We start from the raw sequence: 21,835 nt of genomic DNA, 5'->3' as shown, positions 1-21,835 counted from the left end.
CAAATCTACAGAACACCTAACCACGAAAACGTCTCACTTGACTTGACAGGTTCCGCTGCGTCCCGTTCTGCCACTGCCTGGTCATCCTTTTCAGTGGTGCCCACGCGCCCACCTTCGCTTGTCTCGAACGACAGATCCATCAGCGCAGATCTGGTGGTCACAATGTCACAGCCACATCGCTCTGCGTTGCCCTCCCGTCCCCGCACGTCGGATCACCACCCGTCAAGGCGGCGGCGCGCTCTGCGTTGTTGAGCAGGTTGCTGCCGGACTGCAGTGCACCCCTGTCAGCCGACAGGACCGGGTATCGGAGGGTGAGTTCAGCGTTCAGGCCCCGAGGTGTGGACAGGTGCGGCGCTGGTGGTAGCCGCTGGGCACATCAGCCCTCACGGCTGCCCAGAATGGTTGTGAACTACGGAAGTGACCCCCGAAGGTGTGCCAGGACAAGCCGGGGCGCTCGGCCCGCAGCGCGGCGAGGCCGGCGCTTGCAAGGCCGCGCGGTGACCAGCTAGGCGCCCTCAGCATCGGCGCCCTGGCCAAGGACCGGTGGGACGGCCGCCCAGCGCTGCGTCCACGCCAGCCGCTCGGCCTCGCCGGGCAGGTCGATCTCGGGGGTTCCGGCAGCGACCCACTTGACATATCTGGCGCCCCGTCGCCCCCGTCCAGACCGAAGGTCAGGCCGCCGAGCTTGTTGCGCCACACCGGGGTGATGGCGGCATCACCGGCCAACGCCGCGACGATGTCGGGAACCGGCACTGGTTCAGTGAGAACCTCTGAAGCTGAAATGACGGGGCGTCCACAAGATCATGATTCTGCCAAGGGCCGGGACCGTCGGCCATCGATTTCCAGAGCGCCGGTCGTCGATGTCAGCGGCGGAGGAAGCACTGCTGACGCTCGGTGAACATGCGCGGCCAGATGGGCTCCCGCGCACTGGCCGCCACCGGGGAATCCCAACTGGCCACTGACACGGGCGCTCCTCCAGACTCGCACGACGACCACCGGCAGCGCGCTGGGTGAGCGAGAGCAAGGAACTAGCCGAACCGCCGTGCAGGCCCTGCTTGCGATGCCCGAGTTCCGGCGAAAGCCGGGGCTGCAACCGCGCCAACGTTGTCAGCTGCACTGGGACAGGACAACAGCGACGGCCGACGGGTCGACGGCGGCTGGTGTCGGCGTACGGGTGAACGTGCCCAGGTAGTTACGGATGAACGGGGCAGCGCGAAGTCGACCCAGCCATCTTCGACGCTATCGAGACCCCGAGTCAGTCGACCGGACGAGTTCTCGGTGCCAACAGGGGTGACTCCACCCACCCCCCATCACTCGCAGTTGACGATACGAGGTGACGAGTCACCCAAGGCTACCTCGCCCAATGCCCGTGCCCGATGTGCTGGGTGCCAACATGCCCGGTGCTGGCCGGCCCCTTGGCCGGCGTTCACTGGGACATCGCCAGTTCCCCACTATCATCGACATACTCGGGCGGAAGGGCGACACCGAGGAGGTTTGCCTGTTCACGAAGACGGCCGCTGGTAGCGGCGTGGCGCACGTCGCGAATCTGTTTGACGCCCCAGCCGTATCGACTCCTGGCCTCTTCCTCGAAGCCGAGGCTGATAGGCCCGCTTTCCAAACCGTCCTTTCGCATGCTGATCCAGCAGGCCACCCAGCGGGCGCAGGCGTCTGCGGTCTGCGGCACCTTGACCTCGCGGTTGCCGCCGGCAGGCTCAGGACTGGAATCGTCAGGCGTTTTCGAAGCTGCGGGGCGTCGCGGTTTGAGATGCCTTGGGGGCAGGCTGGACTTGGACTCCTGCTTCGAGGTGGCCGTCTCGCGCCTGTCCTGGGGCTGACCCGTCGAGTGGTCGCTACGTGCAGTGCCGGGGCCGGTCACTGCAGGTGATCCGTCGCTGCCGGCGGCATCGGGCCGACCGGACGCGTCTGTGACTGGCGGTGACGTTGCTGATGCTGCCTGGATTCGGCCACCCAGTTCGACCAGGCACACGGAGGCGACGATCACGAGGCCGTCGACGGTGAGAGGTATGAGGTAGGGGCCAGCTCCTGTCTCGCCGTACCGTCCGATGACGGCGACCATGTGCCAGTACGACACCCAGGCTGCGATTCCCGCGATGATCGCCGTCGTGATGAGCCTGATGGCGGCCAGTGCACGACGATGTACCGGGACGCGGGAGATCAGCTCGATCGTGAGTAGGAGTGCCAGGGGCGGCCAGGCCGCGATGGCTTGGCTGATCGGGTGCGGGTCGGCATGCAGGATGTTGGCGATGGTGGAGGCGATCACGCCGAGGGCGAGCGTGGCGCGCACGGCCCAGCGAATGGCCTTGAGTTGCTTGAGGGGCACGCCTTCGTCCTTCCGCTGTCGAGCCGCACCTGACTATATAATGATGCCCCCGGAGCGTGGCTGCAAGCCCCGACGTCGCGCGGACAGGTCCCCGCAACGAAGGCTCGCCCCCGCGTCGCTCGCTCAGGAGCATCATCAGGCGCACCGTCGCGCGCCTACTCATGATTGTGCCGAGCAGGCGTTACCACCCCTGTCTCCACAGCTTGCCCGAGGTTCGGCGTTGGCGCAGGAAGGGCGGGGGAGGGGTTGGTTAGTCGCCCGACTGGCGGGCTGCGGCGTCGTTCTCCTGGCGTAGCCGTCTTATGAGGCGATACACCGTTTGGAGGCTGACCGGAGGGTCGAATTCCGCGGACAGCAGGGCGGCGAGCTGTCGGGCGGTAGGTTTCGGCTCTCCCGCGGCTGTCGCTGCTAGGACACGTCGAAGATCTGCGGTCGTCGGACGCCTGCCGGGAGGCCGGCCGCTGCTCGTGCGACGTTCGGTCGGGAAGCTCCAGGCGACGGCGTCACCCAGCCGCCATTGATAGGGTGCCTGTAGGGAGAGTGGACGAGGCAGATAGCCGGGGCGCCCGGCCAGCCAGTCGTCAAGGCTGAGCTTGACGTATGTCTTGATGGTCTCCAACGCTATGTCTCTCAGGCGAGCGAAGTCGGACACGCCGATCACGCGCTCCGGATCCTCCAGCTGCGGTGGTGGGGGAAGGACCGGCCTGGACCTCTTGCGGTATGCGTCTAGGTCGTCAAGGGCGAACCAGTCCTGATCGTCCAATCGCTCGCCAAGGGGCTCAGGCCAGCCCGTCTGGCCACGCTGCGCAGGACTGGACTTGATCCGGACCGTGTTCAGCGGGATGCCTAGGTACTCGGCCGCGCCACGGCGGTTGGTTGCCCGGCGCCCACCGATGGTCCTGATCTCCACTCACTGCCTCCTCCCACCGGTACCATATTCAACTTGAAGGGCGGATGTGACGTTGAAGCGGCCGACTCCGATCGGTCCCCTGAGCGGGGCTGCCTGAGTCAGATGCTGCTGACGCCGATCCACCACAACCCCGGAGTCGCCGTGCTTTCGTCCCTGGCTGGATAGCGCAGCGTGGCAACGCCAAGACGACGGCGAATAAGAGCGACCGGCAGTAGGTCGGGGGTGTGGGCGATGGGGACCCCGGGGTAGCAAGCAGGCACGGGTCCATTGATCATCGGAGTTCTCTACGCTTCGTGACCGATGGAGTCCCGTGCCTGCGCTGCCATCTTCGTTGTTCGAGCCCGTCTGGGTCCAGTTCGCCGCCTTGTGGCCTGAGCAACCCGAGTTCGACCCGACGCACCCGCTGGGCTGCCACCGCCGTCGGATCCCTGACCGAGTCGTGTTCGAGCACGTCATCGCCGCTCTGGTCCACGGCTCCGGCTACGAGCGTGTCGCATCCGATGCCTGCTCCGACCGCACGATCCGCCGCCGACTGCGGTCGTGGGCGAAGGCCGGGCTCGGCGAGCACCGCGGCGCCAACCACGCCCTGCACACCATCGCACCCTGCCGCCTGCGCTACGACCAACGCACCCGCATCTACCAGCAACGACGCATCACCGAAGGCCTCAGCAAGCAAGAGATCCTCCGCTAGTTTGCTGGTGTGGCGTTGGGTGTGGCTTCACAGCAGCTGGACCTGCTGGATCCGGTGAGCCGGTTCTGCGACGAGGCGTTACCAGCGAACTCGATCTTCGCGTTTCTGCATGAGCATCCGGAGACGCTGTTCCCGGACGGGTTGTTCACCGACCTGTTCGCGGCGGTGGGTCGCCGGTCGGTGCCGCCGTCGGTGGTGGCGGTGATGGTGCTGCAACGCCTCGAAGGGCTGTCGGACCGGGAGGCGGTGGACCGGTTCACGTTCGACGCCCGCTGGCGTTACGCCGCCGGAGTGGGCGGCTGGGATGGTGCGGGTCGAGTGGGGTTCGCTCACACGGTGCTGGTCGACATGCGGGAACGGCTGCGTCGATCGGAGCGCCCGGACCGGATCTTCCAGGTGGCGTTGGACGCCGCCCGGGCCGCCGGGCTGCTGGGCCGGCGGCGGGTCCTGGACTCCACGCCTCTGTATGACGCGGTCGCGACGATGGACACGATCACCCTGATCCGCTCAGCGATCCGGGGTCTGCTCGCCGCCACCGACGGTGACCTGGCCGGGCGGCTACGGGCCGTGCTGTCCAGTGGTGACGACTACCGCAGCACCGGCAAGCCGGTCATCGACTGGGACGACAAGACCGCCCGCGACGCCCTGGTGGACTCCCGCGCACGCGACGGTTACGCCCTGCTCGCCGTCCTCGACGGGCTCACCGATGTGCCCGAGCCGGCCGGTCAGGCGATGCGGCTGCTGGCCACGGTCCTCGGTCAGGACCTGGAGGCCGGCGACGACGGGACGCTGCGGATCGCTCGGAAGGTCGCCCCGGATCGGGTGATCTCCACCGTCGATCCCGAGGCCCGGCACGGGCACAAGACCAACCACCGAGGCTTCGACGGCTACAAGGGCCACATCGCCGTCGACCCGGACGTCGAGGTCATCACCGCGACCGCGGTCACCGCCGGCAACGCAGGCGACGTCGAACCGGTCGCCGGGCTCATCGCCGACCTCACCGACCCGGCCACCGCCACCACCGACGACACCGCCGTCTATGGCGACGCGGCCTACGGCGCCGGCGAGGTCCTGCACCAGCTCGACACAGCGGGGATCGACATCAAAACCAAGGTCCAACCACCGGTCGCCCCGACCGGGAAGTTCACCAAGGACCGCTTCGAGATCAACTTCCGCGACGCCACGGTGACCTGCCCGGCCGGCACCACCATCGCGATCCGGCCGGTCAAGAGCCACGCCCGCCACGCCGGCAAAGCCGACTTCGGCGCCGCCTGCGCCACCTGCCCTCTACGCGGGCAGTGCACCGACTCCAAGACCGGCCGCAGCATCACCATCGGCCACCACGAAGCCCACCTCACCGCCACCCGCCAACAAGATCCCACCTGGCAGGCCGACTACCGGGCCACCCGACCCAAAGTCGAACGCAAAATCGCCCACCTCATGCGCCGCCGCCACGGCGGCCGACGCGCCCGCGTACGCGGCCGGCACCGCGTCGCCGCCGACTTCACCCTCCTCGCCGCCGCCGTCAACCTCACCCGACTCGCCACCCTCGGCCTCACCCACACCCACCACGGCTGGGCCCTCAACCCCGCCTGAGGACCACACACCCCCACTGACCCCACCCGACAAACGCCATGAAAAGCCTGCATCGCCGCCCCAGCAACGGCTTCAGCACCCGCAACCCTCAAACCAGCGCACCAAACCGACACCACCCACGCGACAACGGCGGTCGACCAAGAACCTGGTCAACCGCCGTTTAACACCAGTCACATAGCCGCAGCACCGTCGGTGCACCAGCCCAAGCGGCTCGTTAAGACTGTGCTGCAAGCGGGCGGAGCGGACGAGGCCAGGTGGAATCGAGTGGAAGGGAACACTGGACCTGGCGACCCTGCCCGTAGCTAAACCACTTCGACTCGATGCCGGTCCCGCCGGTCACCAGGCTCGTCATCTGCTGCCGTGATCTTTCCGCCAACTGAAGATTCGCTGAAGATCGCTTTGCGTGAGCGTGTAGGCGGGATTGCTGCGGCGAGATGGGCTTGGTGCGAGTTTTGTGGCGCTAGTGGGCGGCCGCTGCACCGGGCCTGAGCACGCGGTCGCGTGCGGAGAGTAATTGTCCCTGGTGGACGTTGCTCCTATCGGTGTCGATCACGCTCTTGTGCCCGGGGTCGGGGGTGTCTAGCGTGTCGATCACTTTCTCTATTGACGGGGAGTGCCGTGATGCTTGCTGACCGCCGTGGTGGCACTGCGTTCGACCGATTTGGTGCGCGGGGGAGGGTCAGGGCCGCAGCCTTGGCCGTGGCGGTGCTGCTGGGGTTGTTGCCGGTGGTGCAGCTGCGTGGGCCGGCGGTTGCGGCGGCGCCAGCGGTGGAGCCGGGTGAATCCACGTCGGTGGCGAGCGTGGCGTTGCGGCAGGCGGCGCAGGATCCGGATCCGGATGACGAGGTCACGGTGACGGATCCCCTTCCCGCGGGGAAGTTTCCCGAGGGCGGTGAGGCGGTCCTCGACCTTCAGGGTGACGCCGGGGACCGGGAAGCGTTTGGGCTGACGGTCGAGCCTGCCAGCGAGGCGCCTACGGGTGAGGGTGTGTCGGGGCGAGGCCTGGCGATTGTTGAGGTGGGGTCGGTGCGGGTGCGGTCGTTTGACCGGGCGGCGTCGGTGGCGTTGGGTAACGCGGGCCCGTTGTACTCGCTTGCCCGGGCGGACGGGTCGGCGGCGGCGGGTGTGGTGCAGGTCGTTGTTGACTACTCGGATTTCGCGCAGGCGTATGGGGGTTCGTTTGCTGACCGGTTGACGTTGGTGCGGTTGCCGGGGTGTGCGGCGACTACGCCGGAGGTGCCGGAGTGTTCGGCGGATCCGGTGTGGGTGTCGGCTAAGAACGATCCGCATGCGAAGACGTTGACGGCGGTGGTGGAGGTCGGCGGCGACGCGACATCGGCCGGTAGCCGGACCGGTGTGTTCGAGGGCTTCGCGGCGGAGTCGACGGTCGAGTCGACCGGCGTGTATGCACTGGCGTCGTCGGCGTCCGGCGGGTCGACGGGTTCGTACACGGCGACGGACTTGAAGCCGTCGGGGTCGTGGCAGGTGGGGGAGAGCTCGGGGTCGTTCACCTACTCGTATCCGTTGCCGGAGCCGCCGCTGCCGTACGGGCAGACGCTGGGCCTGCAGTTGTCGTACAGCTCCTCTGCCGTGGATGGGATGACGCACGGTACGAACAACCAGTCGGGTCCGGTGGGGTTGGGTTGGTCGTACTCGCCGGGATATGTCGAGCGGACGTACAAGCCGTGCCGGACGCACAAGACGGAGATGTGCTGGGAGTCCCCGGACGGTGAGGACGGTGAGGCGGCCACCAACGACGTGACCGCCTCACACATCACGATCTCGCTGCAGGGCCAGTCGACGCAGATCGTGAAGACCACCGCCGGGGTGTGGAAGCCGGTCGACGACTTCGGGTGGCGGGTGGAGTTCCTTGCGGGTGGGGCTGAGGACGACGGCTATTGGAAGGTGTGGACGCAGGACGGTACGGAGTACCGGTTCGGGTTCGTGCGGGACTCGGTGTGGAAGATGTCGTTCCTCGGCGACGAGGCCGGGGAGCCTTGCCACGATGTGTATCCGGCGTCGTGTCGGGATCCGTGGCGGTGGAACCTGGATCGGGTTCGTGACGCGAACGAGAACGAGACGTATCTGCACTGGACGCGGGAGACGAACTACTACAAGCGGGCGTTGAGCGGCTCGATCCTCGAGTACGACCGGGGCGGGTACCTGTCGGAGATCGAGTACGCGAAGAACGTCACCGAGGCGGGTGCGGTGCCGGTCGGGAAGGTGGTTCTCGGGTGGGCGCACCGGTGTGTGGAGCGCACGGCCGAGGATGATCCGTTCAACAACGAGCCGGCGGCGTGTCCGTCGTTGTCGTCGAACCCGAACTCCTACCCCGACGTGCCGGGTGACTTGGTCTGTGGGTCGTCGTCGTGTGGGAATTACACCCAGTCGTTTTTCACCAGCAGGATCCTGGACCGGGTGACGTCGTACCAGTGGAACGCGGGTACTGCGGCGTGGAACAACATCAGCCGGGTGCAGTTGCGGTACAAGGTGTCGAACCCGACCGGTCTGACCGAGCGGACGTTCGTCTTGGACTACGTGCGGCCGATCGGGTTGATCGGTGCGGACGCGAACAAGATCGACTTGCCGCCGGTGGACTTCGACTACGTCGACGGCGTGCAGCCGAGCTTCCGTGACGGCCGGGTCGACTTCGACGAGGACGGTCTGGGTGTGTCGGCGATGCGGATGCCGCGTTTGCTGGTGGTCCGTAACGGCTTCGGTGGTCGGACGGAGATCACGTACGGCACGCAGGAGCCGTGTCCGCAGGGCGGCTCCGACAAGGCGGGCTACAACAGTTGGCACAACGGCAAGGTGGGTAACTGGGACGTCAACACCGAGGACTGCTACCCGATCTTCCACTCACCACCGGGCGCGGACCCAGGGTTCGGCATCTTCCACAAGTACCTTGTCAAGAAGATCGTGGTGAAAGACCAGGTGGGTGGATCGCCGGACCAGGTCACCCAGTACGACTACACCGTCGGGAAACCGGCGTGGAAGAACCCCAACAACCCGCTCGTCCCTGACGAGTACGAGTCGTGGAGCATCTTTGCCGGCTACAACCGTGTCCGGGTGCTGCAGGGCTCCGGCACCGATCCGTCGAAGTACACCGTGTGGATGTCGAACTTTTTCCGCGGTATGTACCACGACATCTATGACCCCGGCAGCGGCGGCGGCATCAAACAAACCACCGTCACCGACTACGCCGGTAACACCTACGACGACCACTACGCCCGCGCCGGCCGGACGCTGCAGACCCGGCACTACCGGATGACCACCTACAACGCCAACCCGGCCAACGCGTCCTACACCGAGGTCGAAAGCACCCGCTACGACCACATCATCCAAGGCAGCTTCAACGGCCCCGGCTACGCCAACCCCCGCCAAGTCCGACTCGGCTTGGAGAACACCCGGGTCAAGCTGGATGACGGTAGCTGGCGGCACAGCGAAGAGAAGACCATCTACGAGAGCACGTACGGGCTGCCGATCCGGTTCCACCAGTACAACCAGGTAGGGGTCGCGGACAACACCTGCACCTCCTACACGTACGCCCAGCAGAACGCACCGAACTCCTACTACATGATCGACTTCCCGGAGCGGGTGGAAACCTGGTCTGGTGACACCTGTGGCTCGGGAACACTGCTGTCCCGCACGGTGACCTTCTACGACACCTACACCGTCGAAGGCTCCCAGGCCCCGTTCGATGGGAACGTCGCGGAGATTCGCACCTACACCAACCCGACCACCTATGTCTCCAGCGGCCGTAGCATCTACGACAACATGGGTCGGATCCGTACCTCGACGGACTCCGCCGGACTGACTACCACGACCAGCTACAGCCCCGTTGTCAACTGGCCGGACAACGGGGTCACCAGTACTGCCGGTAGCGGCTTCAACCACACCGCAACCACTGTGATCGACCGGCACACCGGTCAACCGTCGAAGATCACTGACCTGAACGGCAAGGTCACCGACCTGGTCTACGACCCGCTCGGCCGCCTGGCGGAGGTGTATCTGCCGGGGCAGGCGAAGTCCTCCGGGGTGCCGTCGCTGCGGTTCAGCTACCAGATCACCTCCAGCGGCATCGGACAGCCGACGACCCCGGCGCGGACCAAGAGCGAGACGCTGCAGTCAAACGATGGCAGCCCTGTCTACCTGACCTCGTTCCAGTACGTGAACGGTCTTGGACAAAGCAGGGAAACCCAAGAGCCAGGCCCGAATGGTGGGCGGATCGTCACCGCCACCACCTACGACGCCCGCGGCAACGCCGCCGTTTCCACCAGCCCTTTCCACAACAGTTCAGCGGCAGGGTCCGGGTTGGTCAACCCGAGCCTGGCCACCGTTCCGGCTACCCGCGAGACCAGCTACGACCACCTGAACCGGCCCATTCTCCAGGTGGACAAGAAACTCGGTACGGCGTGGCGCCAGACGGCCACCACGTATTACGGCGACCGCATCATGACCGTGCCGCCAGCCGGTGGCACCAAGACGGTCAGCCACACCGACGTCCGAGGCAACGTCACCCGCCTGGACCAGTACACCTCGGCCACAGACCCGAACGCCTACCAGAGCACCACCTACACCTATAGCCTCCTCAACCAGCTCACCAAGGCCGTCGACCCTGCCGGCAACATCTGGACCAACACCTACGACCTCGCCGGCCGCATCACCCAAAAGATTGACCCAGACTCCGGCACCAGCACCACCCACTACGACACCGCCGGCAGACTTGCCTACACCCTCGACGGACGCGGACAGAAGATCTCGGTCCAATACGACGGCAAGTCACGCGTGACCGCCCGATGGGCTGGCGATGTCGGCACCGGCACCCAACTCGCCAGCTACATCTACGACAGCGTCGCCAAGGGACAGCTGACCTCCTCCACCCGTCATGATGTCGGTGGCAACTACACCATCGCCGTGACCGGCTATACCGACCGCTACCAGCCCAGCGGCACCGCTGTCACCATTCCGGCCGCCGAAGGTGCGCTCGCCGGCACCTACACCAGCACCCTCACCTACGACAAGGCCGGACACCTCACCAGCAGCAGCCAAGCAGCTGCAGGGGGCCTACCCGCCGAAACCATCACCTACGGGTACGACAACAACGGCTACCCCACCACCATGGCCGGCGTCGACCCCTACGTCGCAGCCACCAGCTACTACGCCTACGGCCCCACCCACCAACTCCTTCTCGGCGCGACCGGCAAGCGGGTACGACTGACGAACACCATCGACCAGCAGACCGGCCGGCTCGACGCCACAAGCATCGACCTCGAAAATAGCCCCGGCACCTTCACCGCCAAATACGCCACCGCATACCGCTACGACGCCATTGGCAACATCAGCTCCACTCTTGGCAGCACCGACGGCACCGCCGACCAGGTCGAGTGCTTCCGCTACGACCCGCTACGCCAGCTCACCAACGCCTGGACCGGCAGCACCCCATCCGCCACTGCCTGCGACCAGTCACCCCACCGGGGCGGCAGTATCGACCCGTACTGGCGATCCTGGGAGTTTGACACCGTCGGCAACCGCACCAAGCAGACCGACCACAATCCCGCCGGCGACACCGTCTGGACCTACACCCACCCCACCCCCGGTTCCAGCCGGCCCCACGCCCTCACCAGCGCTACCGCCACCGGCCCCCTCGCCGCGACGGCCACCCGCTCCTTCACCTACGACTCAGGCGGGTTCACGCTGACCCGCCACACGGAAACCGGCGTGGCGCAGCAGTTGGCGTGGGACGCCGAAGGGCGACTCGACACCGTCACCGAAGGCACCGACGAAACCACGTACATCTACGACAGCGAGGGCAACCGGCTGATCAGCCGTGCGCCAGACAAGACCACCCTCTACCTGGGCGCCACCGAACTCACCCTTGCCGCCGGCGCCACCCAAACCGACGGCACCCGCTACTACACCGCCGCGGGCCGCACCATTGCCGTCCGTACCCACACCGGCCTCGTCTGGAGCGGCGGAGACCTCCACGGCACCGAGCAAGTCCAGATCAACGCCGATGACCTGACCACGAGCCGCAAGCGGATACTGCCATACGGCGAAGACCGCACCACCCCACCATCCATCTTCCTCGGCACCCGCGGCTTCGTCGGCGGCACCCGCGACGACACCGGCCTCACCCACCTCGGCGCCCGCGAATACGACCCCACCCTCGGCCGCTTCATCAGCGTCGACCCGATCCAGGACCTCACCGACCCCCAACAATGGAACGCCTACAGCTACGCCAAGAACAACCCCACCACCTTCGCCGACCCCACCGGCTTCATCCCATGCGAAGACAGCGACTGCAAACGGACCGCACCCAAAACCTCTCCCGGCAACGGCGGCGGCAACGGCGGCGGTAACGGTGGCGGTAACGGTGGCGGTGGTGGTGGCGGCGGTAGTGGTGGTGGCGGAGGCGGTGGAGGGAAGAAGCCTGACATTGGCAATTCACCTCTCGGTGGAGAAGATGGCGTTGCCGAGATATGGACGCCCAACTTCCTTTCATTCTTCATGTTCGGCGTCTACTACGACGATCTTCCGTCGTTCCGCAAGGACGAAATGCTCCAGCGGGTCTGGTGCAACAACAACCCAAGGGCCTGCAAAGAGTCCGACCCTGGCGGAATTGAAGCGGGAGCTGAATTCATCGCGCAGGCCAGCGGCTACGCCGACGCAAGAGACTGCACCCAAGGCAGCATCTCGGGCTGCGCCTGGACGGCGGCAAACTTCCTCCCCTTCGTTATGTTAAAGATCGCTTACAAGGCAATCCGTGGCGCCGACAACGCCGTTGACGGAGCGAGAGCCCTATGCAGCTTTAGCAGCGAAACCAAAGTCCTGCTGGCAGACGGAACAACCAAACCAATCAGCGAACTCAAGGTTGGCGACGAGGTCCAAGCAAGCGATCCAGAGACCGGCCAGAGCGGCAAGCGCAAGGTCACCCATGTCTGGGTCCACGAAGACGACCTTCGTACCCTTCTGGTTGAAGGTGCCAGCATCGCAACCACCGAAGACCACCCATTCTGGAACGAAACACACCGCGAGTGGCGGAACGCCGGCTCCCTTCGGCGAGGAGACCAGCTAGTTGCCCGCGACGGCAGCAGCCCGCGGGTCACCGCAGAGATATCGCAGTCGTCGCGGCGCGCCCTCGCCTACAACCTCACGGTCACCGGCATCCACACGTACCATGTTCTCGCGGGCGCCACACCGGTGCTGGTCCATAACACCGGGCCGGCTTGCAAAATCGGCTCTAACGGTTGGCCTGTGCCAACCATGGACAATTGCAAAGCCTGCGCGACGGAAATTCAGAAGATGATCGGAGGCGATATCGTCCATATCAAGGACGCATACGGTGCCCCGAAGCTAGGGCCGTCGGTGCGTGATCCTGCAGGCAAGTGGTATGAGCACTACGCCGTAATCAAGGAGGGTACCGTTTACGACGGGTTTACCGGGCGAGCGGGCATGCCACTAGATGCCTATCGTGCCCAGTGGCAGTATGGCGAGTATCTTTCATTTACGCCGGTGGGGTGACCGATCGTGAACCTGCCTGACTTATGCTTCCACCTCCGTCGTCGACGCAGGATGTATTTGATCGACGATCGTTTCTCCACGGCGGTTGCGTTCGTGGAAGGCTACAACGCTGCATTTGATGGAGCTCCCTTGTCTGATTTTGGGGATTTCGTTGCCGCTCGGCTCCTCAATCGCGAGTCAAGCCTTCATTGGGCTTATGTCATTGCGTCAACAAAAGTGCCTGCGATTCTCGGGGGTGATATCGGAATTAACCAGATTCCTGATGGGGTCGACGCAGAACTAACGGAGATTCTGGTCGGTCTGTTGGAGGACTATCAAGGGGTGGGGGGGCCATCTGGAATCTCGGCATGACCGTGCGGCAGGCTAACGGATTCGGTAGGTCTCCGAATTGCTGGCGGCATAACTCAGTCGGAGCTATTGCGTTGTCGGGTTGCTGCTGGTCATGGTGACGATGAGATTGTTCCTCCGGGACCGTGGCCATTGTTGCTCTACATCGGCTGGCGTTGGTCCGCGAATCGCGATGCCTGACTTCGATGGAGCCGGCGGAGTGGGCCTGCCGACTCGACGCCCATGTCCTTGCGGGACGTTGGCGGAGCGCCGGATCGGAGGTGCTGGGCGGAGTGGTCGTCGCCGCTGTAGCTTGCGGTGACGGTCCGTCCGCCGGCAGTTGGGAACGGCCCGGCTTGCACCTTGCTCTTGCCGGCTGGGTTGATAGTCGTCGTGCCGACCGACATGCCGTCGACGAACACCTCGACCGCCCCCCGTGGACGTGCAGTGCCCTCCGACGTGAAGTCCACGTAGATGTTGATCTTCTGCTTCGTAGCCCGGACCGACCCCGGCTTCACCTCGCCCGCCACCGAGGACGGCGCTGGGCCGATGACATACCCGCTTTCGGTTGTGGCCGTCGTGGATCTCGCCTCAACCCCCACGGGTTCCTGGCACCTCCGTCTTGGCGTGGTTTCACACGGCTGCCGCCGCTGACCGATCCGGCACATCGGCCAGCGGTGTAAGTTGCGCATCGCCCGCAGCGTAGTGTGAGGACGGTCTTTACCTGGGCGACTACGACTCCATCCTCGGCCGCTGACGCCGGCAGTGGGCCCTGGGGTGCTACCACTCATTGCGGGGGTAGGTGACTATGGGCAGATGTCCAATGCACGTAAGGTGGCCGTCGTGGGTGGGCCGCTGACGGTCCTCGCGGCCGCCGTGATCTTCGGAGCTGTCCTGTGGAAACAGGACCGCACAGCAGGTGCCTACTGGGTCGCCGTCGCTGGCCTTGTGGTCGCGGCGATTGCCTTGGTGGTGACTTGGCTTACCTGGATCCGTCCGATGAGCCCAGCTTCATCGAGTCGTTCAACGGTCAGCAGTCGCCCGGGCGTCAATCGAGTCAAGGGCGACAGGTCGTTCGGGTCCGCGACCAACAGCCAGGTCGTGTACGGCAACCGAAACCGTCTTGGAGTAGGTAAGAAAGATGACCGATGATGGTGCCGCTGGGCGGGCGGGCAAGAACACCGTCAAAGGAAATCGGAGTTTCGGCTCAGCCTATGGTCCACGAACTGGCCCTGGACGCCTACGACCGCATGATCGGTCTGGACCTGGCCGACGTCAGCGCCGACGGCGCGATCACCAAAGCACCCTGCGGCGGCCAGCGAGCCGGCCGGTCACCGGTCGACCGCGGCAAAGGCGGCATGAAACGCTCCACCGGCGTCGACGGCCACGGCATCCCCCTCGGCATCACCGGCGCCCCCGCCAACCGGCACGACTCCCCACTGCTACGCGACACCTTCGCCGCATGCAGCAGCCAACTACGCCACTACTGGCCCGACCATGTCACCGCACACCTGGACCGCGGCTACGACAGCAACCGCACCCGCGACCTACTCGAAGAGATCGGCTTCCACCCCGACATCGCCCGCAAAGGCATACCCGCCCCGGTCCAGATCGGCAGACGCTGGGTGGTCGAGCGGACGAACTCGTGGATGAACGGCTTCGGCAAGATCCGCCGCTGCACCGACCGCAACGCCCAAACCATCGACTTCTACCTCTACCTCGCCGCCGCGATAGTCACGATCCGTCAACTCATCCAACGCGCCCGCACCCACTACCGATGGGACACCCGACCCACCACACGCCGCCTCAAGTAACACCTACTGCCGGTCGCTCTAAGGCTGAAGCCAACTTCCTACTAGTAGTTGACCAGCGGCGTTGACGCTGTGATGAAAGCACGATTGGTCACCGACAGCCATGGCCGTGAAGGTCGACGATGATCTCGGCGGGGATCTCCACGCCGGGGCGCAGCAAACGGAGACCGGCCGTCATGGGCCGGTGGAAGTGCACCCAACACGGTGTGCGCATGCCTGGCCTGGCAGCCGCAACGGAGACCGGCCACCGCAGGCCGGTGAAGGACGCCGACAGGTCAGCGCGGCATCTACGCCCGCTGGCAGCCGCAACGGAGACCGGCCACCGTGGGCCGGTGAAGGGGCGCGGAGGCGGGCGAGTAGCTCGGCACGGGTCTGCGGCCGCAACGGAGACCGGCCACCGTGGGCCGGTGAAGGGGGGTGCGTCCGGGTTCCGCTCCCGGTGCACGGCGGTGCCGCAACGGAGACCGGCCACCGTGGGCCGGTGAAGGACCCTGCGCAGCCTTACCCAGGCCGTCCAGGTTGTCGCCGCCGCAACGGAGACCGGCCACCGTGGGCCGGTGAAGGTCGTCGGTTCGATCACCGACGCGCGCACCAGGGCGGGGCCGCAACGGAGACCGGCCACCGTGGGCCGGTGAAGGTGTTGGGGCGGGGGTGCCGGCGTGAGCGTCAACCTTGTGCCGCAACGGAGACCGGCCACCGTGGGCCGGTGAAGGGAGCCGCGGGCAGCGTGACGCCCTGGTCGACCTGGCGGCGCCGCAACGGAGACCGGCCACCGTGGGCCGGTGAAGGCTCCATTCTCACTGGCCTGTTCGTCGCTCGCCGCGTCGAGCCGCAACGGAGACCGGCCACCGTGGGCCGGTGAAGGGACCAGTTCCCGCATCAGCACCTCGGGGGTGCCTGTTGCCGCAACGGAGACCGGCCACCGTGGGCCGGTGAAGGGTTGGCGTCGAGGGTCAGAGACACCTCGTCGCTTCCGGCCGCAACGGAGACCGGCCACCGTGGGCCGGTGAAGGGCGGAGGACCTTCTGGTTGGACTCGGGCCAGCAGACGCCGCAACGGAGACCGGCCACCGTGGGCCGGTGAAGGGCGGGGCGGGTAAGCGTGTTCCTGGGTGGGTGGCGGAAGTGCCGCAACGGAGACCGGCCACCGTGGGCCGGTGAAGGATCCTTGCGGGTGTTCCAGGTGCCATTCCGGATCTCCAGCCGCAACGGAGACCGGCCACCGTGGGCCGGTGAAGGGTCCGACTTCGGCTTGGCACCCTTTCGGACACCGCGTGTGCCGCAACGGAGACCGGCCACCGTGGGCCGGTGAAGGAAGGCAGCCGTGAAGGGCAACCCGCGGCTCGCTGCCGAGCCGCAACGGAGACCGGCCACCGTGGGCCGGTGAAGGCCCCGCCACCCCGGCGGCGCAACCCGCCACCGCCCGGCCCGCCGCAACGGAGACCGGCCACCGTGGGCCGGTGAAGGGGCTCGCGAGCAGGATGAATAGAGAGTTATAGGTGATAGGCGGGGTGGGCGTGTGTGCGGATTGTGCTTCCTTGTTCCTTTTGGTGGTTCGGAACCTCATGCTTGTGCTGGGTGTGCTTGCCTCGGTCTTTCATCTGGGCAGTCGTTCATAGCTGTTGGTCGATGATGTTGGTTCGGGGTTGGTCGGCCGGTTTGCTGGCATGCTGATGGCCCGACGCTGGGCCGGGTTCCTCCGTGCTGCGGGTCGAGGCGTGAGGCTTCGGGGTCAGCTGGCGGGTCGTGGTAGTGCGGCGAGTCGGCTGAATGCGCTGGTCAGGGCTTCGGTCCAGGGCCAGTCGGTGGCGATGGCGAGGCGGGTCCGGCGGGCGGTGCGGGTGATCCGGGCGGCGACGTGCAGCAGGCGGTAGCGCAGTTTCTTGGGTTCGGCGCGGGTGAGGTCGCCGTCCAGGAGCAGGGTTTGGGTCCAGGCGATCAGGTCGATGCCGGTCAGGGCCAGCTGAAGCCAGGCCTGGTTGATCGCGAAGTGTCGGGACGGGAACCGGCCGAAGCCGGTGTCCTTGCCGGTGCGGATGCGGTCCTCGACGCGGGCGTGGGCGCGGTGGCGGGCTTCCAGGTGCTGGATTCCGCCGTTGCCGGCGGGGGTGTCAGTGGCGACGACCTGATGCCGCCAGCCTTCGACGGTGTCGAACAGCGACAGTTGCGCGCCGGGGTGCGGGCGTTCCCGGCGGACCAGGAACCGGGTCCCTGCGGGCCAACCGGCGGCGTCGATGAGGCCGGTGATCTCGCAGACCTCGGCGTGTTCCCGCAGTTCACCGCTGGTGTCGATGGCGGGGACCCAGTCGGTCGCGGCGCGGATCGCCTCGCGGACCGGCTCAGTGATCGCGGCGCCGACGGAGAACCGGATGTCCACGTGCTGCTCCCGCAGAGCCCGGATGTGGGCGAGGAAGCCGTGACTACTGCCGGCCGAATCGGCGCGCAGCAGGATCGGGGTGCCGTGCCGGCAGGCGTCGGGGATCTGCGCCAGGGCCTGGTCCAGGACGGTGACATGGTCGGCGGTGGTGTTCGAGCCGGCCCGGCCCTCGCGCAGCAACCCGGCGAGGGCTTCACCGGTGTTGTCCAGGAAGCACAGCAACGGGTGATAGCCGAAGGTCTTCTTCCAGGTGCGGGTCGCCGACTCCTTCTCGGAGTGACAGATCACGATCGACGCGTCGATGTCCAGGACCAGGCCGTCGACCTGCCGGCCGGCCACACACACCTGCGGCAGGTCGCCGCGGACTTCGGCATGCTGAGCCCAGGCGACCTCGCGGGCACGGGCCCGCGCGGCACGTAGCTGCGCCAGCATCGGCTCGTCCAGCTGCGACAACAGCCGCCATGCCGTCGGGTCGGAGGCGACCGGCCCGAACAAGGCGGACTGGTCACGCAGCACCGCCAGATCAGCGATGGCCTCGCCGCCATCGGCGAGCATCACGGCCACATCCACGGCGATCCGGCCCGGGCAGTGCCCACCCTGCCGTTGCCGCAGACCAGCGAGAGCATCGCTGAACGCACTGCTCAGCCCAGTCGTATCGGCCAGATCAGCCAGCAGCCGGGCACCGGCATGACCGACCACGCCCCGCCCGTCACCGGTCACCATGATCTTCGGACGTGTTGCGGTAGCCTTCACCCAGCAAGTGCCTTCCGTGACAGGAACATGGGACCTTCGACAAGCCCTATTTTCCCTGATCAGAAGGCACTTCTTCGTTTCCTGCCCACCCTGTGGACAGCCCTTAACGAAGGGCCGAGGCTAGTACGGCAGCTGGCAGTCACTGAGCGGGGTAGGGCAGTCCTGCCGGAGGGCTTCCTGGAGCTGTGGCAGCACGTCGACCAGGTCCGCCGTGAACTTCACGCCCCCGGGGTAGGCGCATGAAAGGGCTCAAGGACTTCCAGCGGGACACCGTCGCATACCTACTCAACCGCTACTTCGGCACCGAGCCGACCCGGCGGTTCCTGGTCGCCGACGAGACCGGCCTGGGCAAGAGCGTGGTCGCAGGCGGTGTCGTGGCCGCAATGATTGAACGGTTGCAGCGCGATGACGCGGTGACGCGCATTGACATCATCTATATCTGCTCCAACCAAGACGTCGCCGCACAGAACCTGGCACGGCTGGCCGGACCGCACCACGCCACGCATCCGATGTCCAGCCGGCTCACCCTCCTCGGCCGCGAGCTGCCCCGATTCACGCCGCAGTCCGGCGAAGGGAAGCCGGTCAACCTCGTATCCTTCACACCTGGCACCTCCTTCGCCCCTGGCTGGCAGACCGGCACGGCAGCGGAGCGCGCCATGCTTCATCACCTGCTGCGCAACGAGGCTTGGGATGGCTGGCAGCGCAAGGCCGCCCTGCGGATCATGCAGTGCACGACTCGGTCGTTCGAACGGTTTCAGAGCCGCTGCGCCTACTTTCCCCGGACTCTCACCCACGGCATAGACCCGCGCGTACGAGATCGGTTCCTGGACCGCGCTCGCGCCAGGGGACTTCTCGACCAGTTCGACGAGCTGATCGCCGACATCGGGCGGCGATCGGCGCTGACCGACTCCGAACACGGCCGATGCAAAACTCTCGTCGGCCGGCTACGTGGGGTGCTCGCTGAGGCCGGCGCCCACGCGCTCGAGCCCGATCTGGTGATCCTCGACGAGTTTCAACGCTTCCGGAACCTGCTCGATCCCGAACTGGGTGGCGAGGCCGCCGAGCTGGCCCACCACCTGTTCAACCATCAGGACGCGCGCGTCCTGCTGCTGTCCGCCACCCCATACAAGCCGTTCACCTACGCCGAGGAAGCCGCCACCGACGACCACCACGCCGACCTCAAGCGGGTGCTCAACTTCCTCCGCCCAGACCCCGAGTGGCACGATGCCGTGCACGCGGCGCTGCGCGCCTACCGCGAGGCCGTCCTCGCCGGCGCCCCGACCGGCGCCGTGGGCGAAGAAGTCCGGCGCCTGCTGCTACGGGTCATGTGCCGCACTGAACGCCCGGCCCTCGGCCGCCACGCGATGCTGGCCGAGCACGTCACCCCCGCCGCAGGCGTCGATTCCACGGAGATCCGCTCGTTCGTCGCCATGAACCGGCTCGGCGCGGCACTCGACGCCCCAGTCCTGCTCGACTATTGGAAATCGGCACCATACTTTCTCAACTTCGTCGAGGGATACCAGCTTGGCGACCGTCTGCGGGAGGCCATGCAGCGCGGGCTCGGCGCAGAAGTCCGGCAGCTGCTCGACCGGGCGCACCTGCTCGACGCCGCAACCGTCCAAAAGTACGCGCCGATCGACCTGGGCAACGGCAAGTTGCGCTCCCTCGCCGCGCAGACCGTCGATCGCGGCTGGTGGCGACTGCTCTGGGTGCCACCGTCCATGCCGCACTACACGCTCGGACCGCCCTTCGCTGACGCGGCCCGCCAGCAGATTACCAAGCGACTGGTCTTCTCGTCCTGGAACGCCACGCCAACTGCGGTTTCGGCGCTGCTTAGCTACGAGGCGGAGCGCCGAATCCGAAACGGACACACGGAGGTGCCCCGCAGCAGGTTGGACTACCGGATGAGCGACGGACGGGTGGCGTCCATGAGCACCATGGCACTGTTCTGGCCACACCCCGTGCTCGCGGCGGCCTGTGATCCGTTGACCGCCGCCCGCCGCGACCCGGATGGGCCTCCGGACCTGGCAGCGATCGAGTCAGAATGCCGCCAGCGGCTGCTCGCCGAGGCACCAAACACCTTCCGTGCCGCGGGACACGCCGGCGAGCCGCAGCCCTGGCGTGCCGTGCTCGGCTGGCCGGGTGCCAACCCTGGTGTTTCCCTCGACCGGGCCGTCGAGGCGGCCACGATGGGAGCCGACCCGGGAAATGACGCGGAGAAGGACCTTCACGGCGGCCTCGTCCGGCATTTCCAGGAGGCGCTCGCCGTGGCCGCCGCCGCCGACGAGCCGATCAGCGCCAGCCCGGACGCTGTCGTTGACGATCTCGTCGCTATCGGGCTGCACGGCCCCGGCAACATCGCCTGGCGGGCGCTCGGCCGGCTCGTGGACCACGGAAGCAGCGTCACGCCTCAGGGGCTGTGGCGGGCCGCGACCGTCGTCGCCGCTGGCCTGCGGAGCCTGTTCAACCGTCCCGAAACCATGCTCCTGCTGGACCAGCTTGGCCTGAGCGATCCTTACTGGCGGGCCGTCCTGCGCTACTGCGCCGCTGGCGGGCTCCAGGCCGTCCTCGACGAGTACGTACACACGCTACGCAGCTCGGCAGCGGAGACACCGCTGGACGACGAAGCCCTGGTGGCGATCGCTCGCGACGTGAACCGGGCGGTGACGGTGCACTCGGCGCCGTACTCGGCTCTGGACCCGCTCAACCCCGGCAACCGGATTTCGATGACCGGTCGGTTCGCGCTGCGGTACGGCGGCCGGGGCGACGACGAGACCAACACGAAGCGCATGACCGGCGTGCGGCACGCGTTCAACAGCCCGTTCTGGCCTTTCGTCGTTTCCACTACAAGCGCCGGCCAGGAGGGCATCGACTTCCACACATACTGCTCGGCGGTCGTGCACTGGAACGTCCCCGCCAACCCTGTGGACTTCGAACAGCGGGAGGGCCGGGTGCATCGCTTCGGCGGCCACGCCGTACGTCGCAACGTCGCCGCTGCCCATCGCGCCGAAGCGCTGCGGTCAGCCGACCGAGACGTGTGGAAGGCGGCGTACGACGCGGCGCGGCGGCAGTCGCAGCTCGGTGACATGGCGCCGTACTGGGTGTATCCGGGACGGGCGCGCATCGAGCGCCATGTGCTGCCGCTGCCACTGAGCCAGGACCTCGCCCGCTACGAGCAGTTGAAACGGGACTTGGCGCTGTACCGGCTTACCTTTGGCCAGCCGCGGCAGGAGGACATGCTCGCGTTGCTCACCAGTGCCGGCCTCGCCGACCAGCGAGCGGAGCGGGACACCATTGACCTTCGACCTCCAACGTACTCCGCATGAAGGAGCGGGGTGAGATGACCGGCGCGGCGCGGAAGTTTGTACCGAGCTGCCTCGCGAGCCAGTGGTACTGCAATCCGCGATCGGTAGGCCGGTCGCCGTAGTTCCGTGTCGGGCCACAGGTATACGTGGCCTGAAGCGTCAGCCGCTCGCTTCAGCCGCACGAGAGGGCGCGGTACCGCT

8 protein-coding genes, 2 pseudogenes and 1 CRISPR repeat array are annotated in these 21,835 nt (G+C 66.6%); of the genes and pseudogenes, 7 read left to right on the top strand and 3 right to left on the bottom strand.

Annotated features, from left to right (window positions below):
• Positions 1-1,426: 1,426 nt before the first annotated feature.
• A complete protein-coding gene (locus tag C1A38_RS22840) occupies positions 1,427-2,341 on the bottom strand; it encodes a DUF2637 domain-containing protein (RefSeq protein ID WP_102659790.1) in 915 nt (304 codons plus the stop codon).
• Between the two features lie 250 nt (positions 2,342-2,591).
• Positions 2,592-3,251, bottom strand: a complete 660-nt coding sequence (locus C1A38_RS30955; protein WP_146017608.1) for a helix-turn-helix domain-containing protein — start codon at positions 3,249-3,251, stop codon at positions 2,592-2,594.
• A 310-nt stretch (positions 3,252-3,561) separates the two neighbouring features.
• Here C1A38_RS30955 and C1A38_RS22835 point away from each other — a divergent pair.
• The 6 genes and pseudogenes from C1A38_RS22835 to C1A38_RS22810 form a co-directional block, all read left to right on the top strand.
• A pseudogene (locus C1A38_RS22835) lies at positions 3,562-3,816 on the top strand (transposase); the annotation flags it as partial.
• Between the two features lie 147 nt (positions 3,817-3,963).
• On the top strand, positions 3,964-5,538 hold the full coding sequence (locus C1A38_RS22825; RefSeq protein ID WP_199180291.1) for an IS1182 family transposase: 1,575 nt from the start codon (positions 3,964-3,966) through the stop codon (positions 5,536-5,538).
• A 705-nt stretch (positions 5,539-6,243) separates the two neighbouring features.
• A complete protein-coding gene (locus tag C1A38_RS31460) occupies positions 6,244-13,062 on the top strand; it encodes an RHS repeat-associated core domain-containing protein (protein ID WP_233196973.1) in 6,819 nt (2,272 codons plus the stop codon).
• Between the two features lie 6 nt (positions 13,063-13,068).
• Positions 13,069-13,413: a hypothetical protein gene (locus tag C1A38_RS30945; protein WP_146017607.1), complete on the top strand. Its 345-nt coding sequence runs from the start codon at positions 13,069-13,071 to the stop codon at positions 13,411-13,413.
• Positions 13,414-14,205: 792 nt separating this feature from the next.
• Complete coding sequence (locus tag C1A38_RS30940; protein WP_146017606.1) at positions 14,206-14,541, top strand: hypothetical protein; 336 nt, start codon at positions 14,206-14,208, stop codon at positions 14,539-14,541.
• A gap of 65 nt (positions 14,542-14,606) precedes the next feature.
• Positions 14,607-15,203 (top strand): annotated as a pseudogene (locus tag C1A38_RS22810) (transposase); the annotation flags it as partial.
• 224 nt (positions 15,204-15,427) lie between these two features.
• A CRISPR array of direct repeats spans positions 15,428-16,666; the repeat unit is 37 nt; unit sequence GCCGCAACGGAGACCGGCCACCGTGGGCCGGTGAAGG.
• A 265-nt stretch (positions 16,667-16,931) separates the two neighbouring features.
• Here C1A38_RS22810 and C1A38_RS22805 read toward each other — a convergent pair.
• Positions 16,932-18,329 (bottom strand): IS1380 family transposase, encoded by a 1,398-nt coding sequence (locus tag C1A38_RS22805; protein ID WP_102659786.1) that lies wholly within the window; start codon positions 18,327-18,329, stop codon positions 16,932-16,934.
• A 239-nt stretch (positions 18,330-18,568) separates the two neighbouring features.
• On the opposite strand from C1A38_RS22805, the gene C1A38_RS22800 reads away from it, so the two are divergent.
• On the top strand, positions 18,569-21,655 hold the full coding sequence (locus C1A38_RS22800) for a DEAD/DEAH box helicase (protein WP_102659785.1): 3,087 nt from the start codon (positions 18,569-18,571) through the stop codon (positions 21,653-21,655).
• The last annotated feature ends 180 nt before the right edge of the window (positions 21,656-21,835 follow it).

The organism is Verrucosispora sp. ts21, from assembly GCF_002879555.1.
GTDB lineage: Bacteria > Actinomycetota > Actinomycetes > Mycobacteriales > Micromonosporaceae > Micromonospora > Micromonospora gifhornensis.
This window is presented reverse-complemented; position numbering and strand designations above follow the sequence as displayed.